At 58.2% G+C, this 19,469-nt stretch carries 15 protein-coding genes; 8 read left to right on the top strand and 7 right to left on the bottom strand.

What is annotated here, in order from left to right; genetic code table 11:
• Nucleotides 1-154: 154 nt before the first annotated feature.
• Genes M2367_RS06565 through M2367_RS06575 form a run of 3 tightly spaced genes read left to right on the top strand, consistent with a single transcriptional unit; the run spans nt 155 to nt 4,905 of the window.
• Nucleotides 155-2,077, top strand: a complete 1,923-nt coding sequence (locus M2367_RS06565) for a PrkA family serine protein kinase (protein ID WP_042042404.1) — start codon at nt 155-157, stop codon at nt 2,075-2,077.
• 27 nt (nt 2,078-2,104) lie between these two features.
• Nucleotides 2,105-3,376, top strand: coding sequence for a YeaH/YhbH family protein (locus M2367_RS06570; protein WP_042042402.1), 1,272 nt, complete (start codon nt 2,105-2,107; stop codon nt 3,374-3,376).
• An 8-nt stretch (nt 3,377-3,384) separates the two neighbouring features.
• The gene (locus tag M2367_RS06575; protein WP_259236189.1) at nt 3,385-4,905 is read left to right on the top strand and encodes a SpoVR family protein; all 1,521 of its coding nucleotides are present in this window, start codon (nt 3,385-3,387) and stop codon (nt 4,903-4,905) included.
• Between the two features lie 93 nt (nt 4,906-4,998).
• On the opposite strand, the gene fadR is transcribed toward M2367_RS06575, so the two are convergent.
• A complete protein-coding gene (gene fadR / locus M2367_RS06580) occupies nt 4,999-5,712 on the bottom strand; it encodes a fatty acid metabolism transcriptional regulator FadR (RefSeq protein ID WP_042042400.1) in 714 nt (237 codons plus the stop codon).
• A 332-nt stretch (nt 5,713-6,044) separates the two neighbouring features.
• On the opposite strand from fadR, the gene nhaB reads away from it, so the two are divergent.
• Nucleotides 6,045-7,628 (top strand): Na(+)/H(+) antiporter NhaB, encoded by a 1,584-nt coding sequence (gene nhaB / locus M2367_RS06585; protein WP_259236190.1) that lies wholly within the window; start codon nt 6,045-6,047, stop codon nt 7,626-7,628.
• Nucleotides 7,629-7,710: 82 nt separating this feature from the next.
• Nucleotides 7,711-8,232 (top strand): disulfide bond formation protein DsbB, encoded by a 522-nt coding sequence (gene dsbB, locus M2367_RS06590; RefSeq protein WP_224432844.1) that lies wholly within the window; start codon nt 7,711-7,713, stop codon nt 8,230-8,232.
• A 208-nt stretch (nt 8,233-8,440) separates the two neighbouring features.
• Here the strand turns inward: dsbB and M2367_RS06595 are convergent, their stop codons facing one another.
• The 4 genes from M2367_RS06595 to apbC form a co-directional block, all read right to left on the bottom strand.
• Nucleotides 8,441-9,910: an inorganic phosphate transporter gene (locus tag M2367_RS06595; RefSeq protein WP_259236191.1), complete on the bottom strand. Its 1,470-nt coding sequence runs from the start codon at nt 9,908-9,910 to the stop codon at nt 8,441-8,443.
• Between the two features lie 611 nt (nt 9,911-10,521).
• Nucleotides 10,522-11,103 (bottom strand): dCTP deaminase, encoded by a 582-nt coding sequence (gene dcd, locus M2367_RS06600; RefSeq protein ID WP_005902592.1) that lies wholly within the window; start codon nt 11,101-11,103, stop codon nt 10,522-10,524.
• 66 nt (nt 11,104-11,169) lie between these two features.
• Nucleotides 11,170-11,814 carry a uridine kinase gene (gene udk, locus M2367_RS06605; RefSeq protein ID WP_005902590.1) on the bottom strand — a complete coding sequence of 215 codons (645 nt, stop codon included), beginning with the start codon at nt 11,812-11,814 and terminating at the stop codon, nt 11,170-11,172.
• A gap of 109 nt (nt 11,815-11,923) precedes the next feature.
• Nucleotides 11,924-13,006: an iron-sulfur cluster carrier protein ApbC gene (gene apbC / locus M2367_RS06610; protein WP_259236192.1), complete on the bottom strand. Its 1,083-nt coding sequence runs from the start codon at nt 13,004-13,006 to the stop codon at nt 11,924-11,926.
• Nucleotides 13,007-13,169: 163 nt separating this feature from the next.
• Between apbC and metG the strand changes: the two genes are divergently transcribed.
• A complete protein-coding gene (gene metG, locus M2367_RS06615; RefSeq protein WP_259236193.1) occupies nt 13,170-15,203 on the top strand; it encodes a methionine--tRNA ligase in 2,034 nt (677 codons plus the stop codon).
• Between the two features lie 104 nt (nt 15,204-15,307).
• On the opposite strand, the gene M2367_RS06620 is transcribed toward metG, so the two are convergent.
• Together M2367_RS06620 and yccX are read right to left on the bottom strand one after the other, a co-directional pair.
• Entirely contained in the window at nt 15,308-16,120 is an 813-nt protein-coding gene (locus tag M2367_RS06620) for a CHAD domain-containing protein (RefSeq protein WP_042042391.1), read from the bottom strand.
• 151 nt (nt 16,121-16,271) lie between these two features.
• Complete coding sequence (gene yccX, locus M2367_RS06625; RefSeq protein WP_042042389.1) at nt 16,272-16,544, bottom strand: acylphosphatase; 273 nt, start codon at nt 16,542-16,544, stop codon at nt 16,272-16,274.
• An 84-nt stretch (nt 16,545-16,628) separates the two neighbouring features.
• Here yccX and M2367_RS06630 point away from each other — a divergent pair, with 84 nt between their 5' ends.
• Nucleotides 16,629-18,059, top strand: coding sequence for a methyl-accepting chemotaxis protein (locus M2367_RS06630; protein WP_224432839.1), 1,431 nt, complete (start codon nt 16,629-16,631; stop codon nt 18,057-18,059).
• Between the two features lie 92 nt (nt 18,060-18,151).
• Nucleotides 18,152-19,345, top strand: a complete 1,194-nt coding sequence (locus M2367_RS06635; RefSeq protein ID WP_259236194.1) for a class I SAM-dependent methyltransferase — start codon at nt 18,152-18,154, stop codon at nt 19,343-19,345.
• The last annotated feature ends 124 nt before the right edge of the window (nt 19,346-19,469 follow it).

Consider the following 19,469-nt stretch of genomic DNA (forward strand, 5'->3'; position numbering starts at 1 on the left):
CTCCCACCCAAAGGGCCAGGGAAGCGAGCCAACCGATTTAATCCCGTTAACGGTGATGGATTACTGGGGGCTGTTGACTAGGCTTAAGAGGAAAGTACAACAAGGGTAAGAAACCGGTCATTTTAGGGTAAGCGACTATAACGAGGGCTAAGTTATGGGCATCTTCGAGCATTACCAACAGCGTTATGAGCAAGCCAGGGAAGAGGAGTACAGCATTCAGGAGTTCCTGGACATGTGCAAACAGGATAAATCCTGCTACGCCTCCGCCGCCGAACGTCTACTGGTCGCCATCGGCGATCCCGAGATGGTTGATACCGCCACCAATCCACGACTCAGTCGCCTCTTCTCAAATCGAGTCGTTGCGCGCTATCCGGCATTCAAAGATTTCTATGGCATGGAAGAAGCCATCGAACAGATCGTCTCCTACCTCAAACACTCGGCCCAGGGGCTGGAGGAGAAGAAACAGATCCTCTATCTGCTGGGTCCGGTTGGCGGCGGTAAATCCTCCCTGGCCGAGAAGCTCAAATCCCTGATGCAGAAGGTGCCCATTTACCGGATCAAAGGCTCCCCGGTCAACGATCACCCCTTCTGCCTGTTTGACATGGAGGAGGACGGTGAGCTGCTGGAGAAAGAGTACGGCATACCCCGCCGTTACCTGCGTCCCATCATGTCTCCCTGGGCGGCAAAGCGTCTCACCGAATACGGTGGTGACATCAGCAAGTTCAAGGTAGAGAAGATCAACCCCTCCATCCTGCACCAGATCGCCATCGCCAAGACGGAGCCCGGTGATGAGAACAACCAGGACATCTCTTCCCTGGTCGGCAAGGTCGATATCCGCATGCTGGAGCATTTTGCCCAGGATGACGCCGATGCCTACTCCTACTCCGGGGCCCTGTGCAAGGCCAACCAGGGCATGATGGAGTTCGTCGAGATGTTCAAGGCCCCCATCAAGGTGCTGCACCCGCTGCTGACCGCGACGCAAGAGGGCAACTACAACGGCACCGAAGGGCTCTCTGCCCTCCCCTTTGACGGCATCTTGCTGGCTCACTCCAACGAATCCGAATGGCAGCACTTCAAAAACAACCGCAACAACGAAGCCTTCCTCGACCGCGTCTATATCGTCAAGGTGCCCTACTGCCTGCGCGTCTCGGAAGAGGTGAAAATCTACGAGAAGCTGCTCACCAACAGCGAACTGACCGAGGCCAAGTGTGCCCCGGGGACCCTGGAGCTCCTCGGCCAGTTTACCGTCTTGTCACGACTCAAGGAGCCGGAGAACTCCAGCCTCTACTCCAAGATGCGGGTCTATGATGGCGAGAGTCTCAAAGACACGGATCCCAAAGCAAAAAGCTATCAGGAGTACCGGGATTATGCCGGGGTCGATGAGGGGATGAATGGCCTGTCGACCCGCTTCGCATTCAAGATATTGTCGCGGGTGTTCAACTTCGATCATGCCGAGGTCGCGGCCAACCCGGTGCATCTCTTCTATGTGCTGGAGCAACAGATAGAGCGGGAACAGTTCCCGCAAGAGATCCACGATCGCTATCTGGAGTTCATCAAGGGCTACCTCACCCCGCGTTACGTGGAGTTCATCGGCAAGGAGATCCAGACCGCTTATCTCGAGTCCTACTCGGAGTACGGCCAGAACATCTTCGATCGCTACGTCACTTATGCGGATTTCTGGATCCAGGATCAGGAGTATCGGGATCCGGAGACGGGCCAGCTGTTTGACCGCGCCTCCCTCAACAGCGAGCTGGAGAAGATAGAAAAACCGGCAGGCATCAGCAACCCGAAAGATTTTCGCAACGAAATCGTCAACTTCGTGCTGCGGGCCCGGGCCAACAACGCCGGTCGCAATCCGAACTGGACCAGCTACGAGAAGCTGCGCACCGTCATCGAGAAGAAGATGTTCTCCAATACCGAGGAGCTGCTGCCGGTTATCTCCTTCAACAGCAAGACCTCGGCGGAAGAGCAGAAGAAACACGATAACTTTGTCGAGCGGATGATGGAGAAGGGCTACACCCGTAAACAGGTGCGGCTGCTCTCCGAATGGTATCTCAGGGTACGCAAGTCATCCTGAGCCTGACGGCTTTGCCAAGGGGGAGTTATGGCGCACTTTATCGACCGCAGGCTCAACGGCAAGAACAAAAGCGCTGTCAATCGGCAGCGCTTCATCCGCCGCTACAAGAAGCAGATCAAACAAGCGGTCTCGGATGCCGTCTCCAAGCGCAGCATCCAGGACGTAGACAAAGGCGAGAGCATCAGCATCCCGACTCGGGACATTGGCGAGCCCCATTTTCACCAGGGTCAAGGGGGAAAACGGGAGATGGTGCACCCGGGTAACGATCAATTCGTCTCCGGGGACAAGATAGACAGACCCAAGGGTGGTGGCGCAGGTCAGGGCGCGGGTGAAGGTCAGGCCTCCAATCAGGGGGAAGGAAGCGATGACTTCGTGTTCCAGATCTCCAAGGAGGAGTATCTGGATCTCTTGTTCGAAGATTTGGAACTGCCCCACCTGCAAAAGACGCAGCTCAACCAGCTGATGGAGATGAAGACCTACCGGGCTGGCTACACCTCAAACGGGGTGCCGGCCAATATCAACGTAGTGCGTTCCCTGCGCAACTCACTGGCGCGACGCATGGCACTGCAAGCGGGCAAGAAACGCACTCTGCGTGAACTTGAAGCGCGCATGCTGTTGCTTCAGCAAGATCCGAGCGAACACTTTGCTGAGATCACACTGCTTGAGAAGGAGATCCGCGACCTGAAAAAACGGATCGATGCCGTGCCTTTTATCGATACCTTCGATCTCAAGTTCAATAACTTCGTCAAACGGCCGGTTCCCTCCAGTCAGGCGGTGATGTTCTGCCTGATGGATGTCTCCGGCTCCATGGATCAGGCCACCAAGGAGATGGCCAAACGCTTCTACATCCTGCTCTACCTCTTCCTGAGCCGTACTTACAAGAATGTGGAGGTGGTCTATATCCGCCACCACACCCAGGCCAAGGAGGTGGACGAGCATGAGTTCTTCTACTCCCAGGAGACGGGGGGCACCATCGTCTCCAGCGCGCTCAAGATGATGAGCGACATCATGGATGAGCGCTACCCCACCAATCAGTGGAACATCTACGCCGCCCAAGCCTCCGATGGCGACAACTGGGCAGACGATTCGCCCCAGTGTAAAGAGATCCTGCTGCGCGACATCATGCCGCGGGTTCGCTACTACTCCTATATCGAGATCACCACCCGGGCCCACCAGACTCTGTGGCACGAATACGAGTCGGTGGCGAGCCACTACTCCTACTTTGCCATGGAACATATCCGCAAGGTGGAGGACATCTATCCGGTATTCAGGGAACTGTTCAAGAAGCAAGCGGCCTAGGGGGGCATATGACAGAGACAGCCAGAACCTTTGCGCCCTTCGATGATGGGCCAGACTGGAACTTCGATCTGCTGGAGATCTACCACAAGGAGATAGCGCGCGTCGCCAAGCACTATCGCCTGGATACCTACCCCAACCAGATAGAGGTGATCACCGCCGAACAGATGATGGATGCCTACTCCAGCGTCGGCATGCCCATTGGCTACCAGCATTGGTCATTCGGCAAGCGTTTCATCCACACCGAGCGCAACTACAAGCGAGGCCAGATGGGGCTCGCGTATGAAATAGTGATCAACTCGGATCCCTGCATCGCCTATCTGATGGAGGAGAACACCATGCCGATGCAGGCCCTGGTGATGGCTCACGCCTGCTATGGCCACAACTCGTTTTTCAAGAACAACTATCTGTTCAAGACCTGGACGGATGCCTCATCCATCATCGATTACCTGTTATTTGCCAAAAACTACATCACCGAGTGCGAAGAAAAGCACGGCATAGACGCGGTAGAGCGGCTGATTGATGCCTGCCATGCTCTGATGAACTTCGGGGTGGACCGCTATAAACGGCCCCAGAAGATCTCGTTGGCCGAGGAGAAACGACGCCAGAAGGCCCGTGAGGATTATTTGCAGACCCAGGTCAATGAGCTGTGGCGCACCCTGCCCAAGCAGCACAAGTCCTCCAATGTGGCTGACAGACACTACCCCTCGGAACCTCAGGAAAATCTGCTCTATTTCATCGAGAAGAATGCCCCCCTGCTCGAGCCTTGGCAGCGGGAAATCGTGCGCATAGTGCGCAAGATAAGCCAGTACTTCTATCCCCAGAAACAGACCCAGGTCATGAACGAAGGCTGGGCCACCTTCTGGCACTACACCATACTCAACCACCTTTATGATGAGGGGAAACTGAGTGATCGCTTCATGATGGAGGTGCTGCACAGCCACACCAATGTGGTCTACCAGCCCCCCTATAACAGTCGCTACTACTCGGGGATCAATCCCTATGCCCTGGGATTTGCCATGTTCATCGATCTGCGGCGCATTTGTGAGCACCCGACCGAAGAGGACAGGCGCTGGTTCCCCGACTATGCAGGGACCAACTGGGTGGAAACCCTCCACTTTGCCATGCAGAACTTCAAGGATGAGAGCTTCATCAGTCAGTTTCTCAGCCCGAAAGTGATGCGCGATCTGAAACTGTTCGCCATCGATGATGACGATCTGAAAAACTACCTCAAGATTGCGGCCATCCATAACGAAGAGGGTTATCACCTGGTCCGCAACGCCCTCTCGGCCCAGTACAACCTCAGCAATCTGGAGCCCAACATCCAGGTCTATGATGTGGCAGTGAAGGGGGATCGCGCTCTGACCTTGCGTTATATTCCTCACAACCGCATCCCACTCGGCGACTCCCATCATGAAGTGCTCAAGCATGTGCATCTGCTATGGGGGTTTGATGTCGTGCTGGAGCAAGACAATGGCGATCTGCCAAGTGATATCATCGGTCGTTGTCCAGAGCGACGCCCCTCCCCTTGACCCTGCCCCATGACAGATAATGCAAAGAGCGCGCCCTGGGGCGCGCTCTTTTTCTACCATCACTCGGCGAGATCCCAGAGGGGCTCAACGTCATCAGTTATCGCACAGGTTGCTCGGCATATCTGTGCGCAGGCGAGTCCATAACTTACCGGACTCAATGCCGTATTGGCGTACCGTCTTGTAGACATCTTCGTGATTCTTGGTCTCTGCCAGCGTGCGCAACACCTTGTAATAGGCATCAGCGGAGGCGCGAGCCTGAGTATCGGAGAAGTAGTAACGACCAACCCGGCTATAAAGCCCCTTGAAACCGTTCAGGATCAGGGCATAGATGGGGTTGCCCGAGGCAAACGCAAGTTGATGATGCAGACGATAGTCAAACTCGGCATAGGCATCGGCACTGTTATCGACACTGTCCGCAGCCCGCAAGATTTCGGCAGCTTGTTCCGGATTGTTGCGGATCGCGCCCCGGATGAAGATGGTGCAGATGTTGGTGCGCGCAGACAGCAACTGCGCCACCAGCTCAGGCACCTTGTCCTGATCCAGGCGGGCCAGGGTCTCGAGGATATTAAGACCCGATGTTTCCCAGAAGTTATTGACCTTGGTCGGCTTGCCATGCTGAATGGTCAGCCAGCCATCACGGGCCAAGCGTTGCAGCACTTCACGCAGCGTAGTGCGGGTAACACCGATTAATTCGGACAGCTCGCGTTCTGCCGGCAGTATAGAGCCTGGCGGAAAGCGATTGTTCCAGATGGACTCGATGATATATTCCTCGGCAAACCCGGCAGGGCTCTGCGCTTTTATAACCATGAAGTGACTCGATTCTCGTGCGTAAAAAGGCTCCCGAATAATAGCAAAGCAGGGGGTCGTGGCAAGCAGAAGGTCAGTCCTCTGCTCACATAAACGCACTGTTTTGTTATCAAAACGTATATAAATTCATCGCCCGCCGAGTTCGAGACTCATGCATGCCCCGAAATTGCGAGCAAGTCATGGGCAAGCTTCATTATGTAATTTATAGTTAGCCCCATTTTTGATTAAAATCATGGGGAATCAATCAAATAAGCGACAGCATCTTGGTGTGTGCCCGCCAGCGTCCTGGGTATCAACACAGCGTCCAACAATAATCACTGAGACTCACTATTATGCCGATTAGCCTAGGGCAAGCCTTTGCGAAGAACTTTTTAGGGCATGCCCCAAACTGGTACAAGAGCGCCATCATCGCCTTCTTGATCATTAACCCCATCGCCTTCCACCTGGATCCCTTCTTCGCTGGCTGGTTGTTGGTGGTGGAGTTCATCTTCACCCTGGCCATGGCCCTCAAATGCTACCCGTTGCAACCCGGCGGTCTGCTCGCCATCGAGGCCGTGCTGATCGGCATGACCTCGGCCGAGCAGGTCAAGCATGAGCTGGTCGCCAATATAGAAGTGCTCTTGCTATTGGTGTTCATGGTGGCCGGCATCTACTTCATGAAGCAGCTGCTGCTCTATGTGTTTACCAAGATGCTGATCCGCATACGCTCCAAGACCCTGCTTTCCCTGGCCTTCTGCCTGGTGTCTGCCTTCCTCTCGGCCTTCCTGGATGCCCTGACGGTCATCGCCGTGGTGATAAGCGTCGCCACCGGTTTCTACGCTATCTATCACAAGGTCTCCTCCGGCAAGGAGTTTGGTCATGATCACGACCACACGGATGATGTCACCGTCGCCGAGCTCAACCGTCAGCATCTGGACGATTTTCGCGCCTTCCTGCGCAGCCTGATGATGCATGCCGCCATAGGTACCGCCCTCGGTGGCGTCTGTACGCTGGTCGGTGAGCCCCAGAACCTCATCATCGGCGAGCAGGCGGGTTGGCACTTCGGCGAGTTCGCCATGCGCATGTCACCGGTCACCATCCCCGTGTTCTTCTGTGGCCTGCTCACCTGCATACTGGTCGAGAAGTGCCGCTGGTTTGGTTATGGCGCCAAGTTGCCCAATGCGGTTCGCCGTATCATGGAAGACTACAACCGCTATGAAGACGAGCGCCGAACTCCTCAGGACAAGGCCAAGTTGATTGTTCAGGCCCTGATTGCCGTCTGGCTGATCGTGGGGCTTGCCATGCATCTGGCCGCCGTCGGTCTCATCGGTTTGACCGTCATTGTGCTGGCAACCTCCTTGACTGGCATCACCGAAGAGCATGCCCTTGGCAAAGCCTTCGAGGAGGCCTTGCCCTTCACCGCCCTGCTTGCCGTCTTCTTCAGCGTGGTGGCCGTCATCATCGATCAGCAGCTGTTCAGACCGGTGATCCAGATGGTGCTCTCCGCCGATCCGGACGATCAGCTAGCCCTCTTCTATCTGGCCAATGGTCTGCTCTCCATGGTGAGTGACAACGTCTTCGTCGGCACCGTCTACATCAATGAGGTGAAGACCGCCCTGTTAAACGGCGCCATCAGCCGGGATCAGTTCGACATGCTGGCGGTTGCCATCAATACGGGGACCAATTTGCCATCGGTGGCGACCCCCAACGGCCAAGCCGCCTTCCTATTCATGCTCACATCGGCACTGGCCCCTCTACTACGCCTCTCCTACGGGCGCATGGTGTGGATGGCGCTGCCCTACACCCTGGTGCTGGGTGGCATTGGCTTCATCTCAGTGGAGTTTTTACTCGGCCCCATTACCAGCTGGTACTACGAGGCGGGTTGGTTGTTGCACCACAGCAGTGCCGCCAGCAGTGCATTGCCACTGGCACACTGAGAAAAGGGCCCAGGAAGGGCCCTTTTCTTTTGCGCCTTGCTCTGCTCTAATCCGTCTCATCTTCCCCTTCAGGATCAATCAGATGATTGCATTTCTCCGCCATATTGCCTGTCAGCGCTGGGCCTGGGGCCTGCTCGCGGCCTCCGCCCTCGCCTTCGAATTGTGCGCGCTCTTCTTCCAGCACATCCTCGGGCTGCATCCCTGTGTCATGTGCATCTATGAACGCATCGCCATCCTTGGTGTGCTCACCGCCGGCCTGATTGGCATGGTCAACCCGCAGCAATGGTATCTGCGCTGGGGGGCCTTGCTGCTCTGGGTCTTCAGTGCCTTCCGTGGTTTGCAACTGGCGCTGCAGCACGTTGATTATCAAATCAATCCCTCCCCCTTCAATGTCTGCAGCCCCTATGCCGACTTCCCCAGTTGGCTTCCCCTGGACACCTGGGTTCCCTGGCTCTTCTTCCCCGATGGAGATTGCAGCGAGATCAGTTGGCAGTTCCTCAGTTTTTCCATGCCCCAGTGGCTGATCGTCATCTTCGCCGCCTATCTGCTGGTGGCCGCCGTGGTGATGATTGGCAATCTGGTCAAGGGACGCTGCTGCAACTGATCAACCACCTTGTCATGAGAAGAGGCGCCCGAGGGCGCCTCTTTTTATCCACGCCCAGCTAGATGGGAAGGATGGGGAGGGCTGGGCATGTGACAGCGAGCGCACACGGCCAGCAGGTCCAGAGCAGGATCCCGTCGCTGGGCGGATATTCAGAGCCAAAAAAAGCCGCCCCGAGGGCGGCTTGCGTTTGTGTGCTACTCAGCGTGACTTAGCCCAGCAGGGCATTGCTCAGGATGAAGAGTCCCCCCGAAAGCACCATGGTCAGCGGCAGCGTCAGCGCCCAGGCGATCAAGATGGTCTTGACGGTCTGGCTCTGCAGGCCAGAGCCGTTGGCCACCATGGTACCCGCCACCGCCGAGGAGAGGATATGGGTGGTGGATACCGGCATGCCGGTCAGACTGGCGATCCCTATCGAGGTGGCGGCCGTGATCTGGGCGGCAATGCCCTGGCTATAAGTCATGCCGCTCGAGCCTATCTTCTCGCCGACGGTGTGAACGATACGGCGCCAGCCCACCATGGTGCCACAGCCCAGGGCCAGGGCGATGGAGACGATGACCCAGGTCGGGGCATATTCGGCAGTCGCAGTCAGATCCTTGCGCCACTTGGCGAGATCGGTCAGCTCCTTGCCAGGTAGCGGCAGCTTGGCGACTTTGCGGGCCGTATCATCGACACACAGCAGCAGGCGGCGTACTTCACGGCGCTCTTCCAGGCTCAGACCATCGTAGCTACGCACCTTGCCAAGCCTGTCATCCAGGGTCGCCATGGCCGACAAGGTATTCCCTGCCTCGCAATGGGTCACCGGATGATGGTTGACCTTGGCAGGACGCTGAAAGTCAATCAGACCCACCAGTTGATCCTGATTGCGCTGATAGATCTCGGTAATGCGACGGTTGGCATCCTGAGTTCTGTCGATGTCATAAGGGCGGCTGCCCATGTCGAGGGCGAAATAAGCGGGTGCCATACAGATGAGCACCAACATCACCAGGCCGATCCCCTTCTGACCATCATTGGAGCCATGCACGAAGCTCACTCCCATGGCCGATGCGACCAGGGTCAGTCGTGCCCAGAAGGGAGGGTGCTTCTTGCCATCGACCAGCAACCGCTCTTCCGGGGTCTTGTGGATCTTGCTGCCCTGCCAGACGCGTTTAAGAGCAAACAGCAGCCCGGCCGCGATGATAAAGCCCAGTGTGGGCGAGACGATGAGCGACAGCATGATATCGATGGCCTTGCCAACGTTGATCCCCTGCGCCAGGGGCTGATCGTTGATCCAGGCATAAGCGCCACCCACCCCCAGAATGGAGCCTATCAGGGTGTGAGAGCTGGACGCCGGAATACCGAAGTACCAGGTACCCAGATTCCAGACGATGGCGGAGAAGAGCAGGGAGAAGACCATGACGAGCCCCTGGCTCGAATCCATCCCGAGCAGCAGATCGATAGGCAACAGATGGACGATGGCATAAGCCACCCCCAGGCCACCGAGCATGACACCGGCAAAATTGAAGATTCCGGAGGCCACCACCGCCATGTTTGCAGGCATCGCCTTGGTGTAAATCACCGTCGCTACCGCATTGGCCGTGTCATGAAACCCGTTGATAAATTCATACGTCAGTACAAAGAGCACGGCCAGCGCCAAGCCAATGAACCACCACAAACCCAAACCGTTAATCATTTCCAACATAAAAACGAACCTGTTTATGAGTTGCGGCGGATTATGCCCAGATGGCTCGGGAGGCAATAGCCACCCCTGAAATATTTCAGTCATAAAAATAAAGCGCATTTTAAAAAACCGAGGCTGGCCCCTTGCCCCACGGGACTATCAACAACTCATTAACACAAGAAGCACATTCAACATTCGGGCAAAAAAACGCGAACGGAGGGTAAAACAAGCTCAACATTTGCGATATCGTGGCCAACAATACGGATCACGCCAAGTTTTATGACCAGGAAATGGCACACGATAGCCACATGTTGACGACACATAGCTCATCAGTCGGGGCCAGTGTCCCGGTCAGGATGAGTCGATTGGACACCGCGAGCGGGACAATCTCATCGGCTCAGCCAGCACAGTCATGACAAAGAGTGCAATGCGACTCAGCGCAGCTAACTGCCATCACGCACAGACATCATGGATCCCTCTGCCAATGCCAGCGCCGTTCCACCTGATCAGGCTCACGACGCCACGCTGCACCGGAATGATCAGACCGCTACAGGAGCACAGAACGCTGTCTGGGGAAACAGGCAGTAAAAAGGCGCCACAACAGAGGCGCCTTTGCAGGGAAAATTGTCGACTCAGTCTTCACTCATACGGCTGGCGACCGCACCTTGCTGACTCTTGTACTTGGCATTTTCACGCTTGTTGTAGGGGCGGGCCGCGGCGCCGGAGAGCATCTCGAAGTTGAGCGCCCCTATCTTCATCTTGGGACGCAGCGCCAGCGGCAGTTTGCCGCCGTTGTAGAACTCGAGCACGATGCGGCCGGACCAACCCGGATCGATGCGGTGTGCGGTCACGTGCACCATCAACCCGAGACGGGCCAACGAGGAGCGGCCATCGAGCCAGCCAACGATATCGGCAGGCAGGGTCACTGACTCATAGGTCACCGCCAGGGCAAGCTGACCTGGGTGCAGATAGAAGGCATCCCCATCCGCAATGTGGATCTCCTCGCTCATCACCCGATCGATGGCACTGGCCATCTCGCTGCTCGGGCCGCTGAGATCGATGAAGGGGGCTGTGTGGTCGCGAAACACCCGGAACTCGTTGCCAAGCAGCACATCGACGCTGACGCCGCTGATCCGCTCTACTCCGGGCCTGGGTTCGATGACTATCTTGCCTTCGTCCAGATGACGTTCGATATCGGTATCACAAAGACGCATTCTGCGACTCTCCTGACAAAAATGGCATTTAAAAAAGCCGGGCAGTGACCCGGCTTCCTCATGTTGTTAACCCACCAGCATGTGGCGAATACGCGCCTTGAGCATGTCGATGGCGATGCGGTTCTTGCCGCCTCTGGGCACTATCACGTCCGCATACTGCTTGGAGGGATCGATGAACTGCAGGAACATGGGGCGCACGGTTTTCTGGTACTGCTTGAGCACCGAATCCATGGTACGGCCACGCTCTTGCACATCGCGCACCAGGCGGCGCACCAGACAGATGTCCAGCGGGGTATCCATGAAGATGGAGGCATCCATCAGCTCGCGCAGCCGGCTGTCAGTCAGCAACAATATCCCTTCGAGGATGATGACCTTGCGCGGTGCAAAGTAGCTGGTCTCGCTGATGCGGGTATGTTCCGTGTAGGAGTACTGGGGGATCTCGACCCCTGCCCCCTTGATAAGCTGCACCAGATGCTCGACCAGCAGGCTGTGATCCATGGCGCTGGGGTGGTCGTAGTTGGTCTTGACCCGCTCTTCCATGGTCAGATGGGTCTGATCTTTGTAGTAACAATCTTCGGAGATCACCCCGATCTCACCCGCCCCCAGTTCGGCCACCAGCTCTTCGTAGATGGTCTGGGCGATGAGGCTCTTGCCGGACGCTGACGCCCCTGCAATGGCGATGATCACACACGAATGTTGAGTATCAGACATGACAAATACCTAAAAAAGAAGCGCTGCGGGAAAGGTTTAAACCGATCCATTATATGGAAAAGGGTGGGACCTGCCCACCCTAAATACCCACTGAACCGCCAACCGACGATTATTCGTCCACCGCCAGGGTAAACAGGGGGGTCGCAATCGGTTTACCGCTGAAATAGAGCGCAGCAGCGACCCGACGAGCCAGCTTCAAATAACTCTGAGCCAGCTCACCTTCCGGGGCAAAGAACACCGTCGGACGGCCATCATCCATGTGCTGACGAATATCGATGTGCAGCGGCAATTGACCAAGCAAGTCCACATGATACTGCTCAGCCATCTTCTGGCCACCGCCGGTACCAAACAGGGCTTCATGGTGGCCGCAGGCGCTGCACAGGTGATAGCTCATGTTCTCGATGATGCCGAGCACCGGCACATTCACCTTGTTGAACATGGCAATGCCTTTGCGTGCATCCGCCAGTGCCACATCCTGGGGGGTAGTGACGATGACGGCCCCCGAGGTCGGTACCTGCTGGGCCAGGGTGAGCTGGATGTCGCCGGTGCCCGGCGGCATGTCAACCACCAGATAATCCAGCTCGCCCCAGCGGGTTTCGTGCAGTATCTGCGCCAGTGCCTTGCTGGCCATGGGACCACGCCAGATGGTGGCGTCCTGCTCGGCCACCAGATAACCGATGCTGTTGCTCTTGAGGCCACACGCCTCCACCGGCAGCATGGTCTTGCCATCCTGGCTGCTGGGGCGCTCTTGCTGGGAGCCCAGCATGATGGGGACCGAGGGACCATAGATGTCCGCATCCAGAATGGCGACCCGCGCCCCCTCTTTTTGCAGCGCCAGCGCCAGATTGACCGCCGTGGTGGATTTACCCACCCCCCCCTTGCCCGAGGCGACCACCAATATGTTGCGGATCCCCTGCACCGCATTGAGATGCTGGGCCCGGGGCATGCTGGCCACATCGATGTCGCATTGCCACTCGATCTGGCTCGCCCCGGTCAAGGTACGCAACCTGTCATCAAACTCTGCCTTGATCTGTTCAAACCAGGAACCGCCGGCAAAGGGCAGCACCAGTCTGATCTGCAGGGTCTGGCCCTGCTCGTTGATGGCACGGACAAAACCGGCGTCAACCAGGCTCTTGCCCCAACCGATTGGCTTAAATTCGGCAAGTACCTGTTTAACTGAATCAATCACCATGAAATCCTCATTATGTCGTCATTATGCTGAGGGTGAGTGGAGAACCTACCTCATAAGGGCCAAGCCCGCGCCCATGAAGGGCCGCAGACCTAGGCAGGCCGCCCCCAATTCGGGTAACATGCTCGGCACTGTATCATCCCAACAGGCACATAAAGAACGTATTATGGCAACTGATCCTCGTACAATGCTGGTAACCTGCGCCCTCCCCTATGCCAATGGCTCCATCCATCTTGGCCACATGCTGGAACACATCCAGGCCGATATCTGGGTTCGTTATCAGCGAATGCGTGGCCATCAGGTGCATTTCGTCTGTGCCGACGATGCCCACGGCACCCCCATCATGCTCAAGGCGCAGCAGCTCGGGATCACCCCGGAAGCGATGATCGCGGCCGTGTCCGAGGAGCATCAGACCGACTTCGCCGGCTTCAACATCAGTTTTGACAACTATCACTCCACCCACAGCGACGAGAACCGCGCGCTGGCGGAGCAGATCTACGGGCGGCTGAAGGATGGCGACTTCATCAAGGGCCGCACCATCACTCAGCTGTTTGATCCGGAAAAGTCCATGTTCCTGCCGGATCGCTTCGTCAAGGGCACCTGCCCCAAGTGCAAGTCCCCCGAGCAATACGGTGACAACTGCGATGCTTGCGGCGCGACCTACAGCCCAACCGAGCTCATCGATCCCAAGTCCGCCGTCTCCGGTGCCACCCCGGTGATGAAGGACTCCGAGCACTTCTTCTTCGACCTGCCCCAGTTCGAAACCTGGCTCGCCGGCTGGGTGCGCGGCTCCGGCGCCATCCAGGAAGAGATGGCCAACAAGATGCAGGAGTGGTTCGAGAGCGGCCTGCAGCAGTGGGACATCACCCGTGACGCCCCTTACTTCGGCTTTGAGATCCCGGGGGCGCCGGGCAAGTACTTCTACGTCTGGTTGGATGCCCCCATCGGCTACATGGCGTCGTTCAAGAACCTGTGCAACAAGCGCGGCGACATCGATTTCGACAGCTACTGGCGACAAGACTCCACCACCGAGCTCTATCACTTCATCGGCAAGGACATCGCCTACTTCCACTGCCTGTTCTGGCCGGCGATGCTGGAAGGGGCGGGTTTCCGCCAGCCGACCAAGGTCAACGTGCACGGTTATGTGACCGTCAACGGCGCCAAGATGTCCAAGTCCAAGGGCACCTTCATCAAGGCGAGCACCTACCTCAAGCACCTGGATCCGGAGTGCCTGCGTTACTACTACGCCGCCAAGCTCAACAGCCGCATCGACGATCTGGACTTGAACCTGGAAGACTTCGTCTCCCGGGTCAACGCCGATGTGGTCAACAAGCTGGTCAACCTGGCCTCCCGCAACGCCGGTTTCATCACCAAGCGTTTCGATGGAAAATTGGCCGATAGCTGCAGCGAACCCGAGCTTTACAACGAGTTCGCCAGCGCCAGCGCCTCCATCGCAGAGGCCTACGAGGCCCGCGAGTTCAGCCGCGCCATCCGCGAGATCATGGCCCTGGCCGACAAGGCCAACCGCTACGTCGATGACAAGGCGCCCTGGGTGCTGGCCAAGCAGGAAGGCGCGGATGCGCAGCTGCAAGATGTCTGCTCCGTGGGCATCAACCTGTTCCGGGTGCTGATGGCCTATCTCAAGCCCGTCATGCCACTCTTGGCCGAGCGCGCCGAAGCCTTCTTGAATGAGACCCTCAGCTGGGAAGGGGTGGCCCAGCCGCTCACCAATCATCAGCTGGCCCCGTTCAAGGCGCTGTTCGCCCGCATCGAACCGGCCAAGATTGAGGCCATGATCGAAGCCTCCAAGGAAGATCTGGCCAAAGAGCAGGCCCCCAAGCCCACCGGCCCGCTGGCGGATGACCCCATCAGCCCGACCATCTCCTATGAGGATTTCGCCAAGATTGACCTGCGGGTGGCACTGATCAAGAAGGCCGACGCGGTGCCTGAGGCCGACAAGCTGCTCAAGTTGCAGCTGGATCTCGGTGGTGAGACCCGTCAGGTGTTCGCCGGCATCAAGTCCGCTTACAACCCGGAAGATCTGGAAGGCAAGCTGACCGTGATGGTGGCCAACCTGGCGCCGCGCAAGATGCGCTTTGGCATGTCAGAGGGCATGGTGCTGGCCGCGGGCCCCGGTGGAAAAGATCTCTGGATTTTGGAGCCCCAGGACGGCGCCCAGCCAGGCATGCGGGTCAAGTAAACTCCGCGCCATTACCAAACAAGGGGCCCAATGGGCCCCTTGTTTGTCTCACCCTCGCCAAGGCTGATGAGTGGCAATCCCCGCGCTTGATTGGCCGCCGCGCCTCAATCGACCTTGAGCATCAAGAGGCTCAACCCAACGAGTTCACCGCGCTGACAGGAGAGCCGTTGTAGCTGCCAGCCCCCTTTCTTGCGCAGGGCCCGCAACAGCCGTTGCTGCTTGGCGGTGCTCTTTTCCCGGCGCAGCCGCTTGTACCACTGCCGGCCATCTTGCAGCTGACCCAACTGCTCCTGCCAACGGCCAAGCAGGGTCAACCAATCCGGATCCCCCGCCCCCATGGCCACCAAGAGCTCGCAGCCATAGCGGAGTTGCTTGATCTCGACCCGGGCCTTGTGCCATTGGCGCAACAGTTTGTCATTCTTGAGCTTCTTGGATTTGGCGCTCTGTTCATCATCACTCTGGTTGAGCAGCAGGCTCAGTCGCAGACCAAGCTGGAGCCGATACCAGGGCAGTGGATCAAAGCCTGCTGGCACCTGTTGTACCGCATCGAGCCAGCCGTCGAGGGCCACCGCCAGCATGTTCACCTTGGGTGGCACAGGCTCAGCTACTGCCCCCTTGCCCTCCTTCTCATCCCCTTTGTTCGCGGCCTTATGATGCAAGAAATGGCTGGCGTAGACCTGTTCATCCCGCAACGGGGAGAGACGGCGCACCGAATTCAGCAGCCGGCGCTCCAGCCTGGGGTGGTAAATGAGCGGGCGCCACAGGGCCAGCAGGGCATGGAGCCTGCGCGCCGCGATGCGGTAGCCATGGACTTGCTCCAGGCCCGCCTGCTGGCGCAGGGCCAGGGTCGCGGCCCAATAGTGATTGATGAGGGCACGCGCCTGATCAAGCAGTCGCTCGCGTAAGGGATCGTCCATGAAGTCACTCCTGTTTATTGCCATGCCCATCATGGCAATGCCAACGCACCGGCACTGTCACCCCCAGGGGGGCGGATCTGTCACCTTGATATGACCCATCACCTGCCCGGAACCGCCAACAAGCAGGCCGTCCGGGCGTGATGGCCTAGCGCTAATTGATGTGAAAACCCGCCCTGACCTCCCCCTCATGGGCCAAATACTCGATATGGGTCACGGCGGCGGTGCGCGGACCGTGTTCGAGCCAACCCAGCATCATCTGTACCTGCTCCCTGGGTCCGCAGATCACGACCTCGACCGAGCCATCCTCCAGGTTATAGGCATGCCCCCTCAAGCCCAGTTGCAAGGCTCGCTCCTGAGTGAAGTAGCGAAAGCCCACCCCTTGCACTCGCCCAAACACCTTGACCGAAAACGCTTGCTCTCCCATTTTTCACACCTTTTCCTTAAGCAATGAGAGGGCAAGCCGATAATGATGCCGACACTCTCTGTTGTGCAGGATGCAAATACCATTATGAAAGAAGTAAAGTTTCGTTGGGTTGACCGCTATCTCATTCATCTCACCATCAGTGAAAAATTCCTCATCACCTTCTGGTGCCCGCTGATCTTCATCGCGGTACTCTCCTGGTATCTGCTATCGAGCAGCCACGCCCAGCAGATGCAGCTGCGCCTCGACGCCTTGCAAAGCAAGGTGGAGACCACGGCGCAGCTGGTCAGCCAGCAACCGACCCTGACCCTGCCTGCCGGCTTGAGCTTAAGCCCCAGCGGTACTCCTGGCATCAGTGAGCAGGGCGAGCACCGCAGCGTCACCGCCAGTGCCGGTCAGGCGGGCTACCTCACCGCCACCCTGGATGCCAGCCAGTTCTCCCCCTGGGACAACCAGGGCAGCACCCTCACCGTCATCGCCCTGGTGGCCGCGCTGATGGCACTGGTCACCCATTATCTGATGACCTTCGTATCCGGCGCCCTCTACTCCACCAACAAGGCCCTGCAGACGGTGGCTGACGGCGATCTCACCCATCGCCTCAACTTCTTCCCGGTCCGGGACGAGTTTTCCGTGCTGGCGGGCAGCATCGACAGATTTACCGACCGTCAGCATAAGATAGTGCAATTGGTGGAAGAGTCTGCTGAAGCCCTCACCATGGCCGCCGACGAGTTTCGCGAACATGCCAGTGACGGCGAATCCCTCGCCATGGATCAACGCCAGCACATGGACTCCCTGGCCGCCGCCATGGAGCAGATGTCCGCCGCCATTCGCGAGGTCGCCCGCAATGCCAATGACTCCCTGGCCCAGACCCGCCAGTCGAGTGACGAGGCCAACCAGGGCGCCAACCGGGTGACCCGTACCATAGAGGCCATCAGCACCCTGGCCAGCGAGATAGGCAATGCCTCTGGCGCGGTGGAGCGGTTGACCCACAACGCCAATCGCATCAACGAGGTGATCGCCGTCATCAATGCCATCTCCCAGCAGACCAATCTGCTGGCGCTCAATGCCGCCATCGAGGCGGCCCGGGCCGGTGAGCAGGGTCGTGGCTTCGCGGTGGTCGCCGATGAGGTACGCACCCTGGCCAGCCGCACCCAGCAAGCCACGGTCGAGATCCAGAAGATGATCGAAGAGCTGCAAGGGGGCACGGGCGCACTCAACGACATCATGGAAAAAACCGTCGAGCGCGCCGAGCAGAGCCAGCGTCTGATCGCCGAAGTGGGGTTGGATATCGAGAAGCTCAGCCACCACAGCGATGCGGTGCTGGAGATGAGCACCCAGATAGCCACCGCCTCCGAGCAGCAGAGTTCGGTGGCCGAGGAGATCAGCCGCAATCTGGACCGGGTCCGTCACGAGGCGAGCCAGGTGGAAGAGTCCGCCAGCGCCTCGGTGGCCGGTACCGCAGGCCTCAAGGCCACGGCAACGGAGCTGACACAGGCTCTGCGTGGTCTCAAGATCTGACTCAACCCATCACCACTGCGTTTTGCCTTTGAGTTTTTGGGAGGGGCCACATAGAATGTGGCCCCATTTCTTTTGACCATCTGGCAACTCCCATGAGCGCTTCCATCTATCTCGTCAAAGGCCGCGAAAAATCCCTGCTGCGCCGTCACCCCTGGATCTTCTCCAAGGGGATCGACAAGGTGCAGGGCAACCCCATCGATGGCGACACCGTCGAGATCTACTCCAACGATGGCAAGTGGCTCGCCCGGGGCGCCTGGTCCGGCAGCTCCCAGATCCGCGCCAGGGTCTGGACCTTCGATAAAGACGAGGCCGTCGATCTCGACTTCTTCATTCGTCGCCTCTCCTATGCCCAGGAGTCCCGGGATCCGCTGATCAAGCGGCAGGGCCTCACCGGTTATCGCCTGTGCGCCGCCGAATCCGATGGCCTGCCGGGTCTGACCATAGACCGTTACGCCAACTTCCTGGTGTGCCAAATTCTGTCTGCCGGTGCCGAGCTCCAGCGCGAGCTGATCACCCAAGCCCTGCGTACCCTCTACCCCGAGTGCAGCATCTATGAACGCTCCGACGTGGCGGTGCGCAAGAAAGAGGGGCTCAAAGAGCGCACTGGCGTCATCTATGGCGAGACACCGAACGAGCCTGTGGTGATCGAGGAGAACGGCGGCGTCAAGATCCTGGTGGACATCCGCAACGGTCACAAGACTGGTTTCTATCTGGATCAACGCGACAACCGTCAGACCGCCGCCAAGTACGCCGAAGGCAAGCGGGTGCTCAACTGCTTCTGCTACACCGGCGGCTTTGGTATCTATGCCCTCAAGGGTGGCGCCCGGGAAGTGGTCAACGTCGATCTCTCCCAGAACGCCCTGGACGTTGCCCGTCAGAACGCCGAGCTCAACGGCCTGGATGTCTCCAACACCCAGTTCGTGCGCCATGACGTGTTCAAGCTGCTGCGCGAATACCGCGAGAAGGGCGAGAAGTTCGATGTCATCGTGCTGGATCCGCCCAAGTTTGCCGACAGCAAGGCCCAGCTGCTGGGCGCCTGCCGTGGCTACAAGGACATCAATATGCTGGCGTTCCAGTTGCTCGCGCCGGGTGGCGTGCTGCTGACTTACTCCTGCACCGGCTTGATGGAGCAGAGTCTGTTCCAGAAGATAGTGGCCGATGCGGCCCTCGATGCCGGTCGCGATGCCCAGATCCTGGAGCTGCTCACCCAGGCCTCGGATCACCCCATCGGCACCGCCTATCCGGAAGGCTTCTACCTCAAGGGCATGGTGGTGCGCGCCCGCTAAGGGCGCCCTCCCCGACATCTCTCCTGAGGGGATGACCCACCCAAAACATGCCAAAAAGAGGCCCGCGATTGCGGGCCTCTCTCTTGTGCCAGGTGACGACCTGCCATCGGAGATACCGGCGCCA

This window comes from Aeromonas sp. BIGb0445, from assembly GCF_024809075.1.
In the GTDB taxonomy this organism is placed as follows: domain Bacteria; phylum Pseudomonadota; class Gammaproteobacteria; order Enterobacterales; family Aeromonadaceae; genus Aeromonas; species Aeromonas rivuli.